The sequence below is a fragment of the Thermogutta sp. genome, from assembly GCF_014359955.1.
GTDB lineage: Bacteria > Planctomycetota > Planctomycetia > Pirellulales > Thermoguttaceae > Thermogutta.
In genome coordinates, this window is sequence record NZ_JACIYL010000014.1 from 1 (window position 1) to 16,018 (window position 16,018).

At 56.7% G+C, this 16,018-nt stretch carries 10 protein-coding genes and 1 tRNA gene; 8 read left to right on the forward strand and 3 right to left on the reverse strand.

Going from position 1 to position 16,018, the window contains the following annotated elements; all coding sequences use genetic code 11:
- Together H5U08_RS01080 and H5U08_RS01085 are read right to left on the reverse strand one after the other, a co-directional pair.
- Positions 1–666: tetratricopeptide repeat protein (locus H5U08_RS01080; protein WP_297029266.1), on the reverse strand; the 666-nt coding region annotated here is incomplete at its 3' end.
- 148 nt (positions 667–814) lie between these two features.
- Positions 815–887 (reverse strand) — tRNA-Thr (locus H5U08_RS01085).
- A gap of 732 nt (positions 888–1,619) precedes the next feature.
- Here H5U08_RS01085 and H5U08_RS01090 point away from each other — a divergent pair.
- The 4 genes from H5U08_RS01090 to H5U08_RS01105 all read left to right on the forward strand — a co-directional run bounded on the left by H5U08_RS01090 (position 1,620) and on the right by H5U08_RS01105 (position 7,165).
- The gene (locus H5U08_RS01090; protein ID WP_297029268.1) at positions 1,620–2,735 is read left to right on the forward strand and encodes an ATPase, T2SS/T4P/T4SS family; all 1,116 of its coding nucleotides are present in this window, start codon (positions 1,620–1,622) and stop codon (positions 2,733–2,735) included.
- 346 nt (positions 2,736–3,081) lie between these two features.
- Positions 3,082–4,095, forward strand: coding sequence for a Gfo/Idh/MocA family oxidoreductase (locus H5U08_RS01095; RefSeq protein WP_297029270.1), 1,014 nt, complete (start codon positions 3,082–3,084; stop codon positions 4,093–4,095).
- A gap of 343 nt (positions 4,096–4,438) precedes the next feature.
- Positions 4,439–6,001, forward strand: a complete 1,563-nt coding sequence (locus H5U08_RS01100; protein ID WP_297029272.1) for a hypothetical protein — start codon at positions 4,439–4,441, stop codon at positions 5,999–6,001.
- 573 nt (positions 6,002–6,574) lie between these two features.
- A complete protein-coding gene (locus tag H5U08_RS01105) occupies positions 6,575–7,165 on the forward strand; it encodes a hypothetical protein (RefSeq protein ID WP_297029274.1) in 591 nt (196 codons plus the stop codon).
- Between the two features lie 24 nt (positions 7,166–7,189).
- Here H5U08_RS01105 and H5U08_RS01110 read toward each other — a convergent pair whose 3' ends face one another.
- The gene (locus tag H5U08_RS01110; RefSeq protein ID WP_297029276.1) at positions 7,190–9,130 is read right to left on the reverse strand and encodes a glycosyltransferase family 39 protein; all 1,941 of its coding nucleotides are present in this window, start codon (positions 9,128–9,130) and stop codon (positions 7,190–7,192) included.
- A 451-nt stretch (positions 9,131–9,581) separates the two neighbouring features.
- On the opposite strand from H5U08_RS01110, the gene yidC reads away from it, so the two are divergent.
- From yidC to H5U08_RS01130, 4 genes are all read left to right on the forward strand, one after another.
- Positions 9,582–12,086: a membrane protein insertase YidC gene (gene yidC / locus H5U08_RS01115; protein WP_297029279.1), complete on the forward strand. Its 2,505-nt coding sequence runs from the start codon at positions 9,582–9,584 to the stop codon at positions 12,084–12,086.
- A gap of 15 nt (positions 12,087–12,101) precedes the next feature.
- Complete coding sequence (locus tag H5U08_RS01120; protein WP_297029280.1) at positions 12,102–13,526, forward strand: tRNA modification GTPase; 1,425 nt, start codon at positions 12,102–12,104, stop codon at positions 13,524–13,526.
- Positions 13,527–13,617: 91 nt separating this feature from the next.
- Positions 13,618–14,553 (forward strand): ribokinase, encoded by a 936-nt coding sequence (gene rbsK / locus H5U08_RS01125; protein WP_297029282.1) that lies wholly within the window; start codon positions 13,618–13,620, stop codon positions 14,551–14,553.
- A 163-nt stretch (positions 14,554–14,716) separates the two neighbouring features.
- Positions 14,717–15,964, forward strand: coding sequence for a Gfo/Idh/MocA family oxidoreductase (locus H5U08_RS01130; protein ID WP_297029284.1), 1,248 nt, complete (start codon positions 14,717–14,719; stop codon positions 15,962–15,964).
- Positions 15,965–16,018: the final 54 nt, after the last annotated feature.

Below are 16,018 nucleotides of genomic sequence, written 5' to 3' on the forward strand. Positions count from 1 at the left end.
ATGGGGTGGGAACCGGGAAACGCATCTTTGGTAGAGGTCGAGGGCGACGTCGTCGTTGCCGTGACGGTCATTTTCCCACGCTAACCCAAAAAGTGCGCCCACGTGGCTGGGATCGATTTGAATTGCCTTCTCATAAAGGGCCGCGACTTCCTCCGCAGGCGCGCCCAAGGCTGCCAGTGTAGCGCCGCGCTGATAGTAGTATTCGGCGCTCTCCGTGGCCGAGCCAGAGAGCCCATCAAGGATCTCCAGCGCGCTTTTGAGGTCACCTTTCCCGCGAAGGGCCTCGACTTCCCCGAGAGCACATTCGTCCGGGTTGTAACCGGCGATTCTTGCCGCCCGAAAACTCTCCAGCGCCTCGTCGTATCTTTCCGTGGCCAAATAACACTTTCCAAGGTAAAAATGAGCGAGCGCGCCACTGTCGCCTCGTTTGAGAACGGAAATGGCACTTTCAAAACGCCCCAGCAGATAAAGGCAGCAGCCTAGCCGCACATTGCTCGCGGGGGTCTCTTCTCGAAGCTCCAGTTCAGCGACGGCGTCGCGGAGCACCCTGTACTGGGAGGGATCCTCCGCCATGGCACTGGCCAGCGCCTGCACTTCCCGCGGGCCAAATAGAGAGTTGCTGAGGACGATTTGCTTGACGTCAGTCTCCAACGCCGCTTGCGACATCTGTTTTGTCCTTGTCGTGGGTTTTCTGATGCAGCTTCTCGCCCGAAAAATCGGGCAAGTTTTTACTTGAACAAGCGGGAACGGGAATAAACGAAGCTCTGGACCACGGTGTAAAGACCGTGCCCCGTCTCGTGGTGAGCAGAAAAACAGCCAACGGGGGGACTCGAACCCCCAACACCCGCATTACGAATGCGGTGCTCTGCCGATTGAGCTACGCTGGCAGTTGGAAACCATGTGCAAAACACACACCCGCCCCGCATGAGGGGACGCTCTCTTGCTAATAAACATACCAAAAAGAGCCGCTTTGGCAAGGCCGACCGGCGGACGTTAGTATGTGCGAGGGGTATTGTCTCCGCCGGATTGGGCCAATCCCCTGTTTTTCTCACGAAGGGCGACGCCAACTTTCTGCGGCCGAGAACGGCCAATTCACGGTGGATTGCCGGAGATCGAGCTGAGACATCAAGAAACCAATGGTCCTGCGGCGGGTTCAGACAAGGAAAGACGGCATTACAGGTCACTTCTGCGTCTGCGCGTCCTGCGGATCCACGCAATCCTCTCGGCTCCCGAGCCCCCATCGTGTGAGCACCCGGGAAACGCCAGAGCGTCAATGTATCGTAGGGGCCATTCAAGACCTACCTACCTTTTTAACGGTAAACAGGAGCCAAGCCGGCAAATGGGGCCCAAGCGGCAAAATCGATTGTCCATCGTGGCAATGGAGACGTCCCGTTCCTCCCGGCTGGATTGCCCTTTTGCTTAAGGCCTTGTGGAGGTTCCCGCCCCTGTTTCAACTTAACGTGGGGGTCACACAACTCTCCGACGGCTTTGCTCCTACGCCAAGTTTTCCGCTATTATGGAGGGACGGGGAGATCGGGCGAAATCTGGCCAAGTTCCGGCCTAAGACAGAATCAGTCTTTCACACGCCCGTCTTGTTTCGGATTGGAGGGGACCCATCTATGACGCGGGAAGCCATTTTTGAGGCCAGCACCCGGTATTTTTTGTCGCCCATTTTACCCTATTTACTGGACGACAGTGTGACGGAGATCATGGTCAACGGGCCGTACGAAGTGTACATCGAGCGCGGGGGTAAACTGCAAAAAACAGATGCCCAATTCCCCAGTGAGGATGCCCTCATTTCTGCGATCAATAACGTGGCCCAGTGGGTCGGTCGAGAGATCAACGAGGAGCATCCGGTCCTGGATGCCCGTCTCCCGGATGGCTCGCGTGTCCACGCGATCCTTCCGCCAACTTCCCGCATTGGACCCTGCGTGACGATTCGCAAGTTTACTCGGGAGGCGATGACTTTAGAGGATTTGGTTCGACTCAACTCGCTGTCCGAGATCGCCAGGGAATTTTTGGAAATATGTGTCAAGTTGCGGAAGAATATCCTCATCTCCGGGGGGACCGGAACTGGGAAGACAGTTCTGCTGGGAGCGTTATCACGGGCCATTTCCCCAGACGAGAGAATCGTGGTCATTGAAGATACCTCGGAACTGCGTCTCGTCCAGCCGCACACGATATATCTGGAAGCCAGGCACGGCGGCCGTGAGGGCCGTGGCGGTTTGACGATCCGACATCTGTTCAGCAATTCCCTTCGGATGCGCCCGGATCGGGTGATCGTGGGAGAGGTTCGCGGTGGCGAGGCGCTGGATATGATCCAGGCCATGTTGAGTGGCCATTCTGGCAGTCTCTCCACCATTCACGCGAGTTCTCCGCGGGATGCTCTCATTCGACTGGAGACGCTCTCACTTATGTCCGATGTAGAAATTCCTGTGTACGTGGCGCGGGCACAGGTGGCATCGGCCATTCACATCGTCATTCAGATTGCCCGATTTACCGAAGATGGATCCAGGAAGATCACGCAAGTGAGTGAGGTGGCCGATTTGGACAACGATGGCCGATATGTACTCCGTGATCTTTTTGTGTCCCGGCTTGTGGGCCGTTCTCCGCAGGGCAAACTGATAGCGGACCTGGCGTTCACCGGGGTGAAGCCCACCTTTGCGGATGCACCGAAGAATGCGGGTATGGAGCACTTGGTGGAGCACTCTGCACCCCTCTGGGATCTGGAATAGTGAGCATTCGCTTAGCACGTCGAGCTGGGATACGATACGGGAAAGTTGCGATTTGTGGCCGCTGACGATTTCCCTTGTTTTGCGGGCCGTTCCTGCAGGACCGACCGGTTGGAATCCCGGAAATAAATGAGACGGAGTCATCGAAAGGCCAGGAACGGGGCTAATGGAATCGGCCCGGGAGGCTCCGCAGTCCACGGGAGGCATGAAGTCATCCTGTGACTGTTTCCGAAATTGCTGGCTCCGGTGGCCTCACACGATGGAAGCCCGGTGCTGGAGCCGGACGGTGCCTCGGGCAACTCCCGAAATGTTCGGAAAGTTGGACCACAGGAATCAGGGATAGCCTCTGATGAAATTGCGATTGGGAGTTATAGGATTGGGAGAAGGCTGGGAACGCCGCTATTTACCCGCTCTCCGTGTCCTCAGCGATCGCTTTAACCTGGTGGCTGTGTTCGAGTCGGTATCTCAGCGGGCACGGATGGCGGCGCGGGAATCGAGTCTCGCCGTCCACGACAGTTTTTGGGCACTCTGCCGGCGATCGGATGTGGATGCCGTTCTTGTCCTCAACCCGCGATGGTTGGGGCCTTTGCCGGTGTTGGCGGCTTGTGAGTTCGGTAAGGCCGTGTATTTGGGAGCTTCTGTTCCCTTGACACTCGAAGAGGTTGCCGAACTGCGAGAAGCCGTGTTTCAATCGGGAGTGGCCTTCATGGTGGAGTTCTACCGCCGATACGCTCCCGCCACGATTCGACTCAAAGAATTAATCGCGACGCGGTTGGGGCCACCACGCCTTCTGTTTTGCCATCGGCGTCTTTCTCATTACCTCAAAGGGAATGGCACATCAGGGCCTCAACCGGCCGATCCCATTCGACTCGATCTCGTTGAGCTAGTGGACTGGTGTCGTTTCGTGGTGGGCGAACAGGCGACCAGTGTGATGGGGGTTTTTCATCATTGTCCAGACAAAGGGGACCTCGACTACCTGATGCTCAATCTTGATTTCAGCCCACCGGGGCAGCTGGGGAGGGGACCAACCGCACAGATAAGCTGTGGTCGCTACATCCCCGCGCACTGGCATGAAGCGGTGAGCTATCGTCCGTTAGCCGAGCTTCAGGTGGTCTGCGAACGCGGTGTGGCCTTCGTCGATCTCCCTACGACCCTCGTTTGGTTCGATGAGGCAGGACGTCATCAGGAACTTCTCGATCATGAACGGCCTATAGAAGAGCGTTTGCTTCTTCAGTTTTATCGGGCAGCGACCAGCCTGGTCCAGCGCGCCAGCGACATCGATGATTTGCGTTTCGTTTTGAGCACCATTCGCAAGGCTGAAGAAAGCGCCGCGGCGGGGCGTCGGATCTCGCTGGACATTTGAGCCGTTTCGATCTGGTCTTGCACTTGCCTTTCTGATCGCGCTCAAGTCGGCAGCCGATCGTCAGAACCTGAGACGGCAGGAAGAAAACGGGGATACCGCGCCCGGATGAAAGTTTCTATGCGGCAGGGCAAAGGTCCCCATGGGACTTCTGGAAAACGTGAAATGAGAGCAGCGTTCAGTTATAGTGGAAGGTGCTTGGAGAAACGCAAGCAACGACAGTTCTGGCGCCTGCGCATTATGGCTGACAGACGGCATCAGGGGGCCACAAAAACCCAGCGCAGGAAGTTTGGGCAAGGCATTGAACGGGGGAGGCTCAGATGGTTCTGGGAGGTCGGCCGCACGAATGAACTGGCTTTCTGCTGCTTATCGCCTTTTCAGTGTGATGGACGCCCTCTACCTGGCGGGAAATTTTCTGTACCGCCGGAGTCTCCGCTATACGCTGGCCACGGCGCTGGTCTCCCTGTTAGGGTATCTCGGTAATTACATACCGGGCGTTCGTACGTATGACGCTCAGGTAGCCATTTTCATGCCACTGTGCGTGGGGGGAGGCATGCTTACCGGAGGGCTGCTCCTCATGCTGCTCCCCAGCCTTTTCAAATCGCGGCTCCTCAATGTGGCCCAGGCGGCTGATCTGGACCTGATGGAAAACTACCGGAAATGGAACCAGGACCAACACCTGGAGGCACTATGGGATCGCGTTTATCGATTTGAATGGGATCTAGGGACGGCACTGGTTCGCCTTCGCGCTCATCCTGAGGAATGTCCTCCCGAATTGTGCAGCGACGAAGGTTTGCCAGACGACCCAATGGAGCGGGGGAGAATCAAGTTTTTGCGTTGGGGGCGGTTTACGCTCGCACGGCCACAACCGGAACCTCGACAGCGCTATTATCTGGGCGTTGATCTCCGCTTTCTGGAAGACTGGTACAACGGCGGCTATTTTGATCCCAACGACGTCAAGCTTTATGAGCAGCAGTCGGCTGCGCCACCCCTCGAAAGGGTTCGCGATCTGGTGGGTTATCACCTCTGGGATGTGCTCGCCGACCTGCCGATGAAAATCTCTTCCAAAATATGGTTTCGCTTGATTACTCGAGCGGTCGCCATGCGGGTAGGAGAGGCAGTGATTTGCCTCAACCGCACCTACCACACCGATTATTTCAATGCCCAGGCTCTTCTCTGGCCGGAGGAGGTGGACGAGTTGTGGGTTGCGGAAATGGGGTGCAACGCCCGGGAAACACTCCTGCGCGAGCGGGCCAGGTTGCTCGGTCGTGTGTTCGGATCGCTCGAAGAAGGACGACGCATGCTCGACCACTTCCTGATACCCCTGTTCTGGGCGGCTACCGATCTTCGGGCACGGTTTGATCCAGAATATGTTGATGGCAGCCTGGGATATGACGTCTGGAGCGATCTCAAATGGGCGGGGTTCGGCAATTTTCGACCGATGCGTTTCGTGCGGCTGATGCAACGGGCAGCGCGCGACAAGAGGCAACTTCTGGATTGCCTTGAATCCGGCGGATTCTCGAATCTCGAGCCCCATCCACTGACAGAAGAAGGCCGAGAGGCGCTTCGGTCTATTCGCATCGCGCTTCATGTCAACTGGCAGGGGTTGCGGAGTAAACTCACCCGCTGGCACAGGGCGAGAAAACGCCGTGCTCGTTATCATGAGGAACTCCTTGCTTTGTTCAAACAGGCAGTTTCCTGTCGTTCCCAGTTCACCACATACCTGGTGGCCCTGCGAACACACCACGAACTTTGCCGACTCCATCGCATGACGTATCAACAACTATTGGAGGACCTTTTTGAGACGTGCTCTGAAGTTGCCTCATGGGGTAAAGCCCCTATCGAATCGGCACTCGATGGAACGGACCGATACTGCACCGAAGTTACTGGAGAAGATGTGCTCCTGTGATCAGCGGATCGCAAAATGAGGCTTGCAACGCTGGCGGAGGGTTTGTCGATCGGTCCTGTCACTCACGACACCGTTCCAAAGAAGTCAGGGAGAGAAACACACCGGAGCGACCGATACTCCTTGAACAGCGGGGTGTTATCATGATAGACAGAGAGTTGTCGGTGCGGTCGGTCCCTTTCCCGGGAAACGGAGTGGGCTGCGATGGAAGTCAAAGGAAGTTCGGAAGCGATCCGATGTCCCCATTGTGGCAAGCTCTCAAGGCTCCCGACTGGGACTTCAGTGACTCGGGTTCGCTGTCCCCACTGTCATGCAGTTTGGCAGCTTGCCCCACAAGGGAAACCTAGCGGTGCTTTCCATTTCGGATCGCAAGCAGGTGGAATTCTCAATCAAGGCGTTGCTACGGGGTCGTCGGGCGTCGACCGCGCAGATCTTCGGCAAGAACCTCTCCCGCCTGCAAGCAGGGGATCTGCCGTTGAGGAGAGGAATGCCAAAGCCCCGTCGCATGTCTGGTGGTTTATTCTCGGAGGCCTCTTCGTCCTATCGCTGGTCGTCATTATTGCGTTGGTTTTGGTGGTGATCTTTCTGGCGTGGCAGCGTCCTGTCCTCATTCCCCAGCCGGCGACTCCACTTCTGGAGCAAGCCGTCGCACCACCGCAACCGCCTCCTCAACCTCAGGTGGATCAGGAGCTGGCTCGAAGGGGAGAGGCCACAGCCGCCTACCTTCAAGGATTGCGCGATGCGACGATGAAAGCCCTTGGTGGGGCCGACCCAACCGCGATGCTCGTCGGGGGTGCCGGAATTCACAATCCCACCGAGAAGTTGGCAACCTGGGAACAGGAGGTAGCCGCTCTGAACACACAGGACGTGGACCCGCTCGCAATTGAATTCAAAGAAGAATTTGCCCAGAAATTCCGCAATTTAATGCATGCGTTGGAGGCCGGCCGGAAGCTCGCTTTCGAGATTGCCAGTGCCCCGTCTGAGAAAATGCTCGACCAGGCGGCCGGTCAGCTTTCGCCGCTCGCACTCGTGGCACCCCTTGAGGATTTTGTCAATTTCGTGAATACACGGGGGCTGCAGGTCAAAGCGGAACTGGAAAAACGCTACCACCGTGAGATGCCCGTTTTGGCACTCTCTACCTTAGGAGGAGGCTCGCAGGTACCCTGACAAACCGCTTCTCGTTGGGTCGTGTTAAGGATGGGTTCCTGGGCCCGTTTCCAAAGCCCGGGCAAACGCCGTGTCGGGTGGCATCTCTGTTTTTGCCTTGGGGAGCGCCTCGCCAACGATAACCACCGGTTGAGGATCTCGGGTGGGGGTACGACCGAGCGCGATGACTCTCCGAGGTTCCCAGGAGAAGGACAATCGAGGACACACAATCACACGACCGTTCCAGGAAAACTGAAGCACGGGTTGCCCGCTTTTCGGTACGACGCGGGCTTGTGATGCGTACATTGTTCCCGTGAGACAAAACACGGGATCGGGCAGGCCCTCCACTGGCGTTTCTCGGGGGAGCTGTCGAACGAAATACGGGTAATGGAAGCGAAAAGCCGCTGGGACAGGCCCCAGGCTGCTCAACTTTTCTGGCGCCCGTAGCTCGCCGGCGAGACTCTGGATCTGTTCGCGGGGCGACCAGAGAAGTTGTCGCTGAACAGGCAGAATTCCTACCCGATGCCCCACACCGAGAAAAAGCCCAATGGCGAGGGCCGAAGAAGCGAGGTTGGATGACGTCGGGTTTCTCACAGTCAATTGAATGGCCACAATCGTCAGAACGGCGAGGACACAAATGACAGCGGTCGATAGAAGTGGAAGTTGGAGTTTTCTCAATGCGTCTGCTGAAATGGGAAGGAATTTGGCAAAACAGAAGAATATTGCGCCGGCACCCCCAAGGACTGCCAGGGCTTGAAGCAATCTGAGAAAGACGACGAAACCTCGCGGTTGTGCGGGAGAAAAGTTGCTGGATTCATCCGAAGTCTCGGAAACATATTGCCACGGTAACGAGAAAAGAAGAGCCGCGGGCAGGTAAAGCGGCAAAAAATATCGGTTTTTGGCTTCGGGGATGACCCAGAGGCTAACAAATCCGACTGTTAAACAAACCATCAGATAGGTGATCAGAGATCGATACTTGGTCGCCCAGCGGCGAAAGGGTCTATCCGCCCACGCCGCCAACAGTAAGGACCAGGGGAGCATGGCCCCCATCGTTTCGACAGGGAAAGATACAAAATGAGCGAAAAATCCCCGTGTGGCGAGACGCTCCTCTACCTGGCCGAACCATATTTCCCGGGTGGCTTGTAAGCCCGCACTCAGGCAGTACGGAATGCTCCATAGGGCAATGGGCAGTACCATGGCTCCCATGGACGCGAGATATTGCTTGCCGGCGATGCGATTTCCCTGTCGGGAAATGAGAAGGAAACCCGCGGTCGACACCACGAAATAGACAGGAGCCTGGAGCCCTTTTGTGAGTGCTGCCAGGCCCGCTAAAAAACCGGCTATGACCCAATGCCATCCGCCCTCTGACTTGTTCTGGCCGGAGATCCACATCAAAAGGGCACCGCCAAGAAGGGCGGCGAAAAGTGAGTCTGTTTCTCCAAGTTGGCCAATTGTCAACGATTGACCAGTGGTCAAGTAGGCAATCCCGGCGACCGTGCCGGCCACCGGCCCGATCTGCCTCTTGGCGACGGTCCAGCAGATCCCGGCAGCAAGCACAAGCGCCAGCGCGCTAGGCAAACGGACCGCCCAAACGTCGAACGTGCCTTGCCACACCCCAATGGCGCCAATGAGCCAGTTTTGAAGGGGTGGACGCGTACAGTAGAGCTGGCCCTGTTCGCGGGGAACCAACCAGTCACCTGCCCAGTACATTTCCCGGGCTACCTGACCTCGTCGCGGTTCTTCCCCGATCATGGGAAGGGTGCTGATCCCCAAAAACGAGACTAGAATTACAGTCAAAGCCAGTGCCCAGGGCAAAACCGGAGGCAGTCGTCCTCCTTGAGATTTTGGGGCGAAGGGCAGGACTCTCGACCTGGGCTCGCCCGTCTCTTCATTCGCAGGAAAGGTGCCCTGCTCCTCCACCAGAAGATGCTGAAATAGGTTGGTCTGACCTCCCACGCGCACGGTCCTCCACACGCCGCGACCCATGCACGGAGTCTTTCAATCCCGCTAAAATAAGAAGCTTAGGGCAAGGACTCGAAATAGACTCCGTATGATATCCTAGGGCCCAAAAACCGATCAACGCTGATTAGTTTTTTTCGGGCTTTGAGACGAAAATCCCCGCCATTGGAACAACCCAATCGGAAGAGGGCCCCCATCTGAGGTTGTCGGGGCGGGCGGGGAAGTACGTGATTTTTGCCTTTGGCCCGTGCCGGAAAGAGGATAGAATGTTACTTAAACAACCGGTGGGCGGGTGCAACCTTCGGTGAAACGACACTGGTGCGATCATAAGCCGGCAGCGGCACTTCTGCAAAAATGCGTAAAGTGATCTTGTTCGGACAAGGCAGGGCGACTCGCCATGGACGGTGAGTGTCCTATTCGTGCTGCCAGTTCGGGGGATTCAGATTCATAACTTGGGTGTTTTGTTCGAGGAAACGATATGCTGGACCAGGGCCAGAATCGGATGTGGGCACGGTATTTCGCTTTTTTGGCCGTGTCCATGCTGATCATCGTCATAAATCTTTATCTTGGGAGCCTCTGGGCACCGCACCCCCCAGAAGGACTGCCTCCGGTAGTGTCTCAGGAGAAGGAGCAGAAAAAAGAAGCGGGTTCTGGTGAGATCGGGGGCAAAAAAAACGGTGAAAACGTTGAGACGTCAATTGCCACGTCCGAGAAGCCGACCGCCCCTTCCGTCCAAAAAGAATCTCCTGAGACTGGAAAGACCGTTCTGCCTGAGCCGCCCGTTCGTTACGTCACGCTGGGCTCGCTGGATCCGGAAAGCCCGTATCGGATGCTGGTAACCCTCTCGACTCGTGGGGCAACGATTTCCCGGCTTGAACTGAACAGCCCCAGGTACTGCGATACGGAAGCCCGCGGGGGGTATCTCGGAGAATTGTTTTTCGAGCCACCGCTGGACAAAGGATCGCTCCGCGTGGACGTTGTTGGCCCCGGTACTCCGGCCGCTCTGGCGGGGATCCGCCCCGGTGATGTGCTCGTAAGCATCGATGATAAGCCGGTTGAGGGAATTGCCGGGTTCCGGGAGATAATGGACAAGACACACCCGGGCCAAACGGTGTCCCTGGCTGTCCGGAGGGGAGATCAACTGCTCACCCTCAAGGCACAATTGCGGAGGACGCCGATGGCGATCATTCGTCGAGAGGAAGGGGGCCCCTACTCGTTCGAAATGACGCTGGCCGCATTGGGCAAGGAACGCCTCGCCGACGTCCGCTCTCGATTTGAAGAACGGATGCAGGAAACGACGGATCCACTGCAGAAGGAGGTTCTGTACCTTCAGTGGCTTCATTCCGAATTACCGGACATTCACCTGAAAAGCGAGAACTGGTACCTGCTCCCTGAAGATGCCGATCCGGCCAAACCTGAAACGTGGACGACCGCGTCGAATGAAGACACTGTTGCCCCACGGGAGAGTGTCCGCTTTGCTCAATGGCTGCCGGACAAGAATTTGGTCATTGTCAAGCGTTACGAACTGGCGCGGGTGCCACCGGGAAAGCAGGACGATCACGACGATCCCTCGTATCATTTCACATTTCAGATCACGGTTATCAACGTGGGGAAGAACCCGACCAGCATCGCTTATGAACTGGATGGGCCCAACGGTCTGCCTACAGAGGGAGCCTGGTATGCACGGAAAATGAGCAATAGCTGGAGTGCGGTAGGCCTTCGCGATGTGGCCATCCGCCTTGGTAAAAACGGGATTAAACTAGTCGCCTGTTCGGCGATCGCACGGGATCGCTGGGGTGCTCCCTGGAAAGATACGGAAAACCAGTTGATCACAGCTCTTGGGGTTGACGCCCAGTATTTTTCCGTGATTCTTCTGCCCCAGCGGGAACATCCAGGTGACATTTGGTTTGGTGACGCCCGGCCGATTCGTATTGGAGCTGTGGAACCGAACTACGAATATCTCACCAACGTATCCTGCCGTCTGCAGTCTGTTCCAGCAGAGCTCAAACCGGGCGAACGACTTTCCCATACATTCACCGTCTTTGCGGGGCCGAAGCGGTCTGATCTTCTGGCGCATTATCAGCTTGACAGTCTGATCCAGTACGGCTGGTTCTGGTTTGTTGCCGACCCGATGACCAGGCTCCTGCATATTTTTCACGACTATATAGTGTTCAACTATGGTCTGGCGATTATCCTGCTCACGGTCGTCGTTCGTCTTTTGATGTTTCCCATTAGCCGCAAGCAGGCTCTCAATGCCCAGAAGATGCAGGAACTGCAGCCGGAAATTAAAAAGATTCAGGAAAAGTATAAAGACCTGCAGGAACGTAACCGCGCAACGCAGGAGTTATTCCGACAGCACAATTATAACCCGTTTTCGGGATGTTTAGTTTTATTTATTCAGTTGCCCATTTTTATCGGTTTATACAAGGCCCTCGCAATTGATGTGCAATTGCGTCAGGCACCGTTGATTTCAGAGAGCATTCGCTGGTGTTCCAACCTGGCGGCACCCGACATGCTGTTCGACTGGAGCTTTCTCTGGCCGGAGTGGTTCAACCGCGGGCACGGGATGTTTGCGCTGGGCCCGTATTTCAATCTTTTGCCTGTTCTCACGATAGTCATTTTCTTGTGGCAGCAGAAGCGGATGATGCCGCCGCCTGCGGACGAGCAAGCAGCAGTCCAGCAGAAAGTCATGAATTTCATGATGATCTTTATGGGAATTCTATTCTATAAAGTTCCCAGTGGTCTGTGTCTGTATTTTATCGCCTCGAGTTTATGGGGTATGGCGGAACGTGAGATTTTGCTGAAGACGGTCAGGAAAACGGACGAAACTAGGAAGCCAAAACGCGACTGGAAGAAAACCTGGCAGAAAATACAGGATTCCATTCCCGATTGGCTGAAGGAACTCGTTAAAGCCGCGGATAAGCGTTACGCGGAAAAGATGCCTCGTGAAAAGCGTCGCCCGGCAAAACGCACGCGGGTCTGATCCCTCACAAACTCCATGTGGCAGCAAGCCCACGACACCATCGTTGCAGTCGCGACCGCCTTTGGACGTGGCGCCCGACAGATCATTCGAATCTCGGGTCCCGAGGCCTGGCAGGCAGCAAGACGTGTCATCTGCGGGGAGTGCCTCCCGGTGGAGCAGCCCCTCGAGCCGATGGTGTTCGCGACCTGGTTGGACTGGGAAGGATTGCCCGCTCGTTTGCCTTGCGATGTCTTTTCCTGGCCTTCCGGCCGAAGTTATACCGGCCAACCGGTGGTCGAACTTCACACGGTGTGTTGCGGTCCGCTGGCTCACGAGATCATAGCCAGACTCAGGCTCCGGCCTGCCCGACCTGGGGAATTTACCCTGCGGGCGTTTCTGAGCGGGCGAGTCGATTTAACTCAAGCGGAAGCAGTGTTGGGGGTCGTTGAAGCCCGTGAGGCCCGCGAACTTCAGACGGCGCTTCACCAACTTGCAGGAGGGATCGGTGGGCCTTTGCGGGCGCTGCGGGAAGAGCTTCTCGATCTGGTGGCGGATGTGGAGGCGGGCCTCGATTTTGCTGAGGAGGACTTGCCGTTTTTATCCTGGGAAGAGTTGGAGACCCGGGTCACCGCCGCCCGGACGGCGCTCGAGGAAATCAATCGCTGGTTTGAAAAGCGACGGGGAAATACCGAACTTCCCCGCGTGGTTCTGGTCGGGCCACCAAACGCCGGGAAAAGCACGCTTTTTAACGCACTTCTTTCAACAGAGCGAGCCATTGTCTCACCAGTACCCGGGACGACTCGCGATTACCTCACGGCCGTCTGTTCTCACCGTGGTGTCAGCTTTGAGCTGGTCGATACCGCCGGCCTGGAGAGTTGGTCGGCCGAGGTGGCGCCTTCTGGGCTCGACAGCACGAAAGCCCTGAATGCATTAACCGATGATCGCAATTCCGCCATCGCAGGGAAGATACAGGTCGCCACCCAACAGGCAGCGCAGATGGCCGATTTACGGCTCCTTTGCTGGGACGCTACCAAGTATTCCCCCCAGACCGTCCCCGTTGACTCGGATACTCACAACTCGCAGACGCTTCTTGTGCTGACAAAGGCTGATCTGCTGCCAACGGGGCGATCATCCTCATGGCCGGAAGGCGCGTTGCTGGTGAGTGCCCGTTGTAACAGCGGTCTTGAGATTCTCAAAGATACAATCGTAAACCGCCTTTTGGCGCAACAGGAAACAAGCGCGGGAGTCGTCGCAGTCACTGCGATGCGATGCCGAGACGCTTTACGGAGGGCAGCCGATGCTCTTCATCAGGCACAGGAGCTCATCCACGGGCGGGAATCTGAGGATTTGATCGCGACCGCGCTCCGCTCGGCACTTTCTTCGATCGGTGAGATCACGGGCGAAGTTTATTCGGAAGAAATCCTCTCCAGGATTTTCTCGCGGTTCTGCATCGGAAAGTAAAGCGTGTCTTCTCCCGGCAGGGCCGGTTCTCGTGAGAGTTCCCCGCGAGTAAAATCGTCCCGAGCGTGTGGAGCCGGCAAGGAGACTCTGAATGAAAGACCGCGTTATCGTGTTGGGTTCCGTGAACACGGATCTTGTGGTCAAGGTCCGCCGCTTGCCCCAGCCAGGCGAGACCGTTATCGGTGGCACCTTTTACCAGAACCAGGGTGGAAAAGGGGCCAATCAGGCGGTGGCTGCGGCTCGGTCGGGCGAAAAACCGGTCACGCTCATCGCAGCAGTAGGAAACGACGTTTTTGGGCGGGAAAGCCTGGCAGCGTTACAGAAAGATAAGATCGATCTAACGCATGTCAACATAAAAGACGGTATCTCCTCGGGCGTGGCGCTCATCATGGTGGATGAGTGTGGAGAAAATGCGATCGCGGTGGCATCGGGTGCGAACGCCGCGCTTTCACCGGCAGACGTTACGGCCGTGCCCGATTCCGTTTTCGAACAGGCGTCTGTCCTGCTGACCTGCTTCGAAATCCCTGTGGAAACTGTTCAAGTTGGACTGCGGCGTGCCCGGCAATTCGGTGTGACGACCATCCTCAACCCGGCGCCTGTTCCCGAACACGTTCCCGCCGTTTTGCTTTCCGATGTGGATATCATCACACCGAACGAGCATGAGATAGCGAGGCTCTTGGATCTGCCGAAGATAGAAGACGAAACGGATGCACGGACGGCGGCTCAGCGATTGCTGGATCGAGGCGTTGGAAACGTCGTTCTCACTCTTGGAGCTCGCGGCTGCTTTTTCGCGGGGGCTGGAGATGCGAGATACTTTCCCGGTTTCCCAACAAAAGCCGTCGATACGACTGGAGCCGGAGACGCGTTTAACGGGGCGCTGGCGACAGCCATTTCTGAGGGACGTGACTGGGTGGACAGCCTCCGATGGGCATCAGCGGCCGCTGCCATTTCGGTGACGCGCGCAGGGGCACAGCCATCCATGCCGTTTCGGCACGAAATTGAAGATTTTCTGAGGCTTCAGGGATGATCTCGATCGTGGTTCCGTCTTTTGGGAAAGCTTGAAGCCCTGCCAGCCGTGCCGTAATATAAGCGGCAACGATTGGCGGTCCGAGTCGTCCATCCGCAGGTAGCAATGGTGTTTCCCTGCCTTTTTGTCCATCTGCGTTTTGGTGGTGGAGGTGAAAACAAAGATGAGTGCGCTGCGATTTGGACTGGTCGGCGGGGGTTTTTACGCGCGGTTTCAACTGCGAGCACTGGAACAGGTTCGGGGAGTGGAGGTGGCGGGCCTTGTGTCGCGCCGGCCACCGGAAGCAATTGCCCAGTATGTCCGTGAAAAAAGATTGGGGGAGGGGCGAATCTTTTCCAGTGTCCGAGAAATGGCCCATCATGTCGATGTTGTAGCCATTTATGCCCCCAATTTTGCTCGAGTTGCCATCGTTGAAGAAATAGCCCAGGCGCTGGAGAATGGGGCGAAACTCCGGGCGGTGATCTGCGATAAACCGCTTGCTCGGAATCTCCGGGAAGCCAATCAAATGATTGCGCGCTTGGAACCGTTCGGTGTGCCACTCATTTATTATGAAAATCAACTCCACATGAAGGCCGTCAAAGCGGCCAGGACACAGCTCGAACCGGTAATGAAAACAATGGGACCGCTTGCACTGGTGCGGGCCTCGGAGGAGCACGCAGGCCCGCACTCCGCATGGTTTTGGGATCCCACGCAGCAGGGCGGCGGTGTGATGACGGACATGGGCTGCCACAGCGTGGCGGTCGCGTGGTACCTTCTGACCCCGCCCGGAAAGCCGCTGGGATATTTGCAGCCGGTGTCTGTACAGGCGGATCTTGCGCTTTTGAAATGGGGCCGACCCGAATGGCGGGAGCAGCTCAAGGCGCGCTTCGGGGTCGATTATACAAAAACTCCCGCGGATGACTTTGCAACCGGGCTGATTACCTTCCGTAATCCTGAAACCAACGTTCTCAGCAAAGCACAGTTCACGGTCTCGTGGATGTACGACAAGCAGGGCCTGCGTGTGATGATCGACGGCCTGGGACCTGGATATGCGTTCGAGTTCAACACGCTTCGCTCTCCCCTCGAAGTGTTCGTGGGGGACGTCGCAGCGGTAGCTGTTGCCGACGCCGAAGCGGCTCTGGAAAAGCAACAGGCCACGCGAGGGCTGCTCACCGTCCAGCCTAATGAAGCAGACCTCTATGGATACGTGGATGAAAATATCGACGCCGTCGATGCGATCCTCACCGGGCGGCCAGCGCTGATGGATTGGCATTTCGGCCGTGAGGTGGTTAAACTGACGATGGCGGCCTACCTGTCGTCGGAAAGAAAAGCGGCTGTGGATCTGACCGATCCGGCGACCGTGGAATTTCTCGAGAATTACATTCCGTTGATTCAACAGGGGAGAGGCTGCGAGGTACTCTACCTTCCCTGAAACCGCGTAAAACCAACGACCGCAGTTATCTGATGTAAAACCCGAGTAAATTAT

Excerpts from the sequence above, each read along its gene's own strand:
- H5U08_RS01090 (WP_297029268.1), top strand. The coding sequence starts at position 1,620 with ATGACGCGGGAAGCCATTTTTGAGGCCAGCACCCGGTATTTTTTGTCG.
- H5U08_RS01095 (WP_297029270.1), top strand. The coding sequence starts at position 3,082 with ATGAAATTGCGATTGGGAGTTATAGGATTGGGAGAAGGCTGGGAACGC.
- H5U08_RS01100 (WP_297029272.1), top strand. The coding sequence starts at position 4,439 with ATGAACTGGCTTTCTGCTGCTTATCGCCTTTTCAGTGTGATGGACGCC.
- H5U08_RS01110 (WP_297029276.1), bottom strand. The coding sequence starts at position 9,130 with ATGGGTCGCGGCGTGTGGAGGACCGTGCGCGTGGGAGGTCAGACCAAC.
- yidC (WP_297029279.1), top strand. The coding sequence starts at position 9,582 with ATGCTGGACCAGGGCCAGAATCGGATGTGGGCACGGTATTTCGCTTTT.
- H5U08_RS01120 (WP_297029280.1), top strand. The coding sequence starts at position 12,102 with ATGTGGCAGCAAGCCCACGACACCATCGTTGCAGTCGCGACCGCCTTT.
- rbsK (WP_297029282.1), top strand. The coding sequence starts at position 13,618 with ATGAAAGACCGCGTTATCGTGTTGGGTTCCGTGAACACGGATCTTGTG.
- H5U08_RS01130 (WP_297029284.1), top strand. The coding sequence starts at position 14,717 with ATGAGTGCGCTGCGATTTGGACTGGTCGGCGGGGGTTTTTACGCGCGG.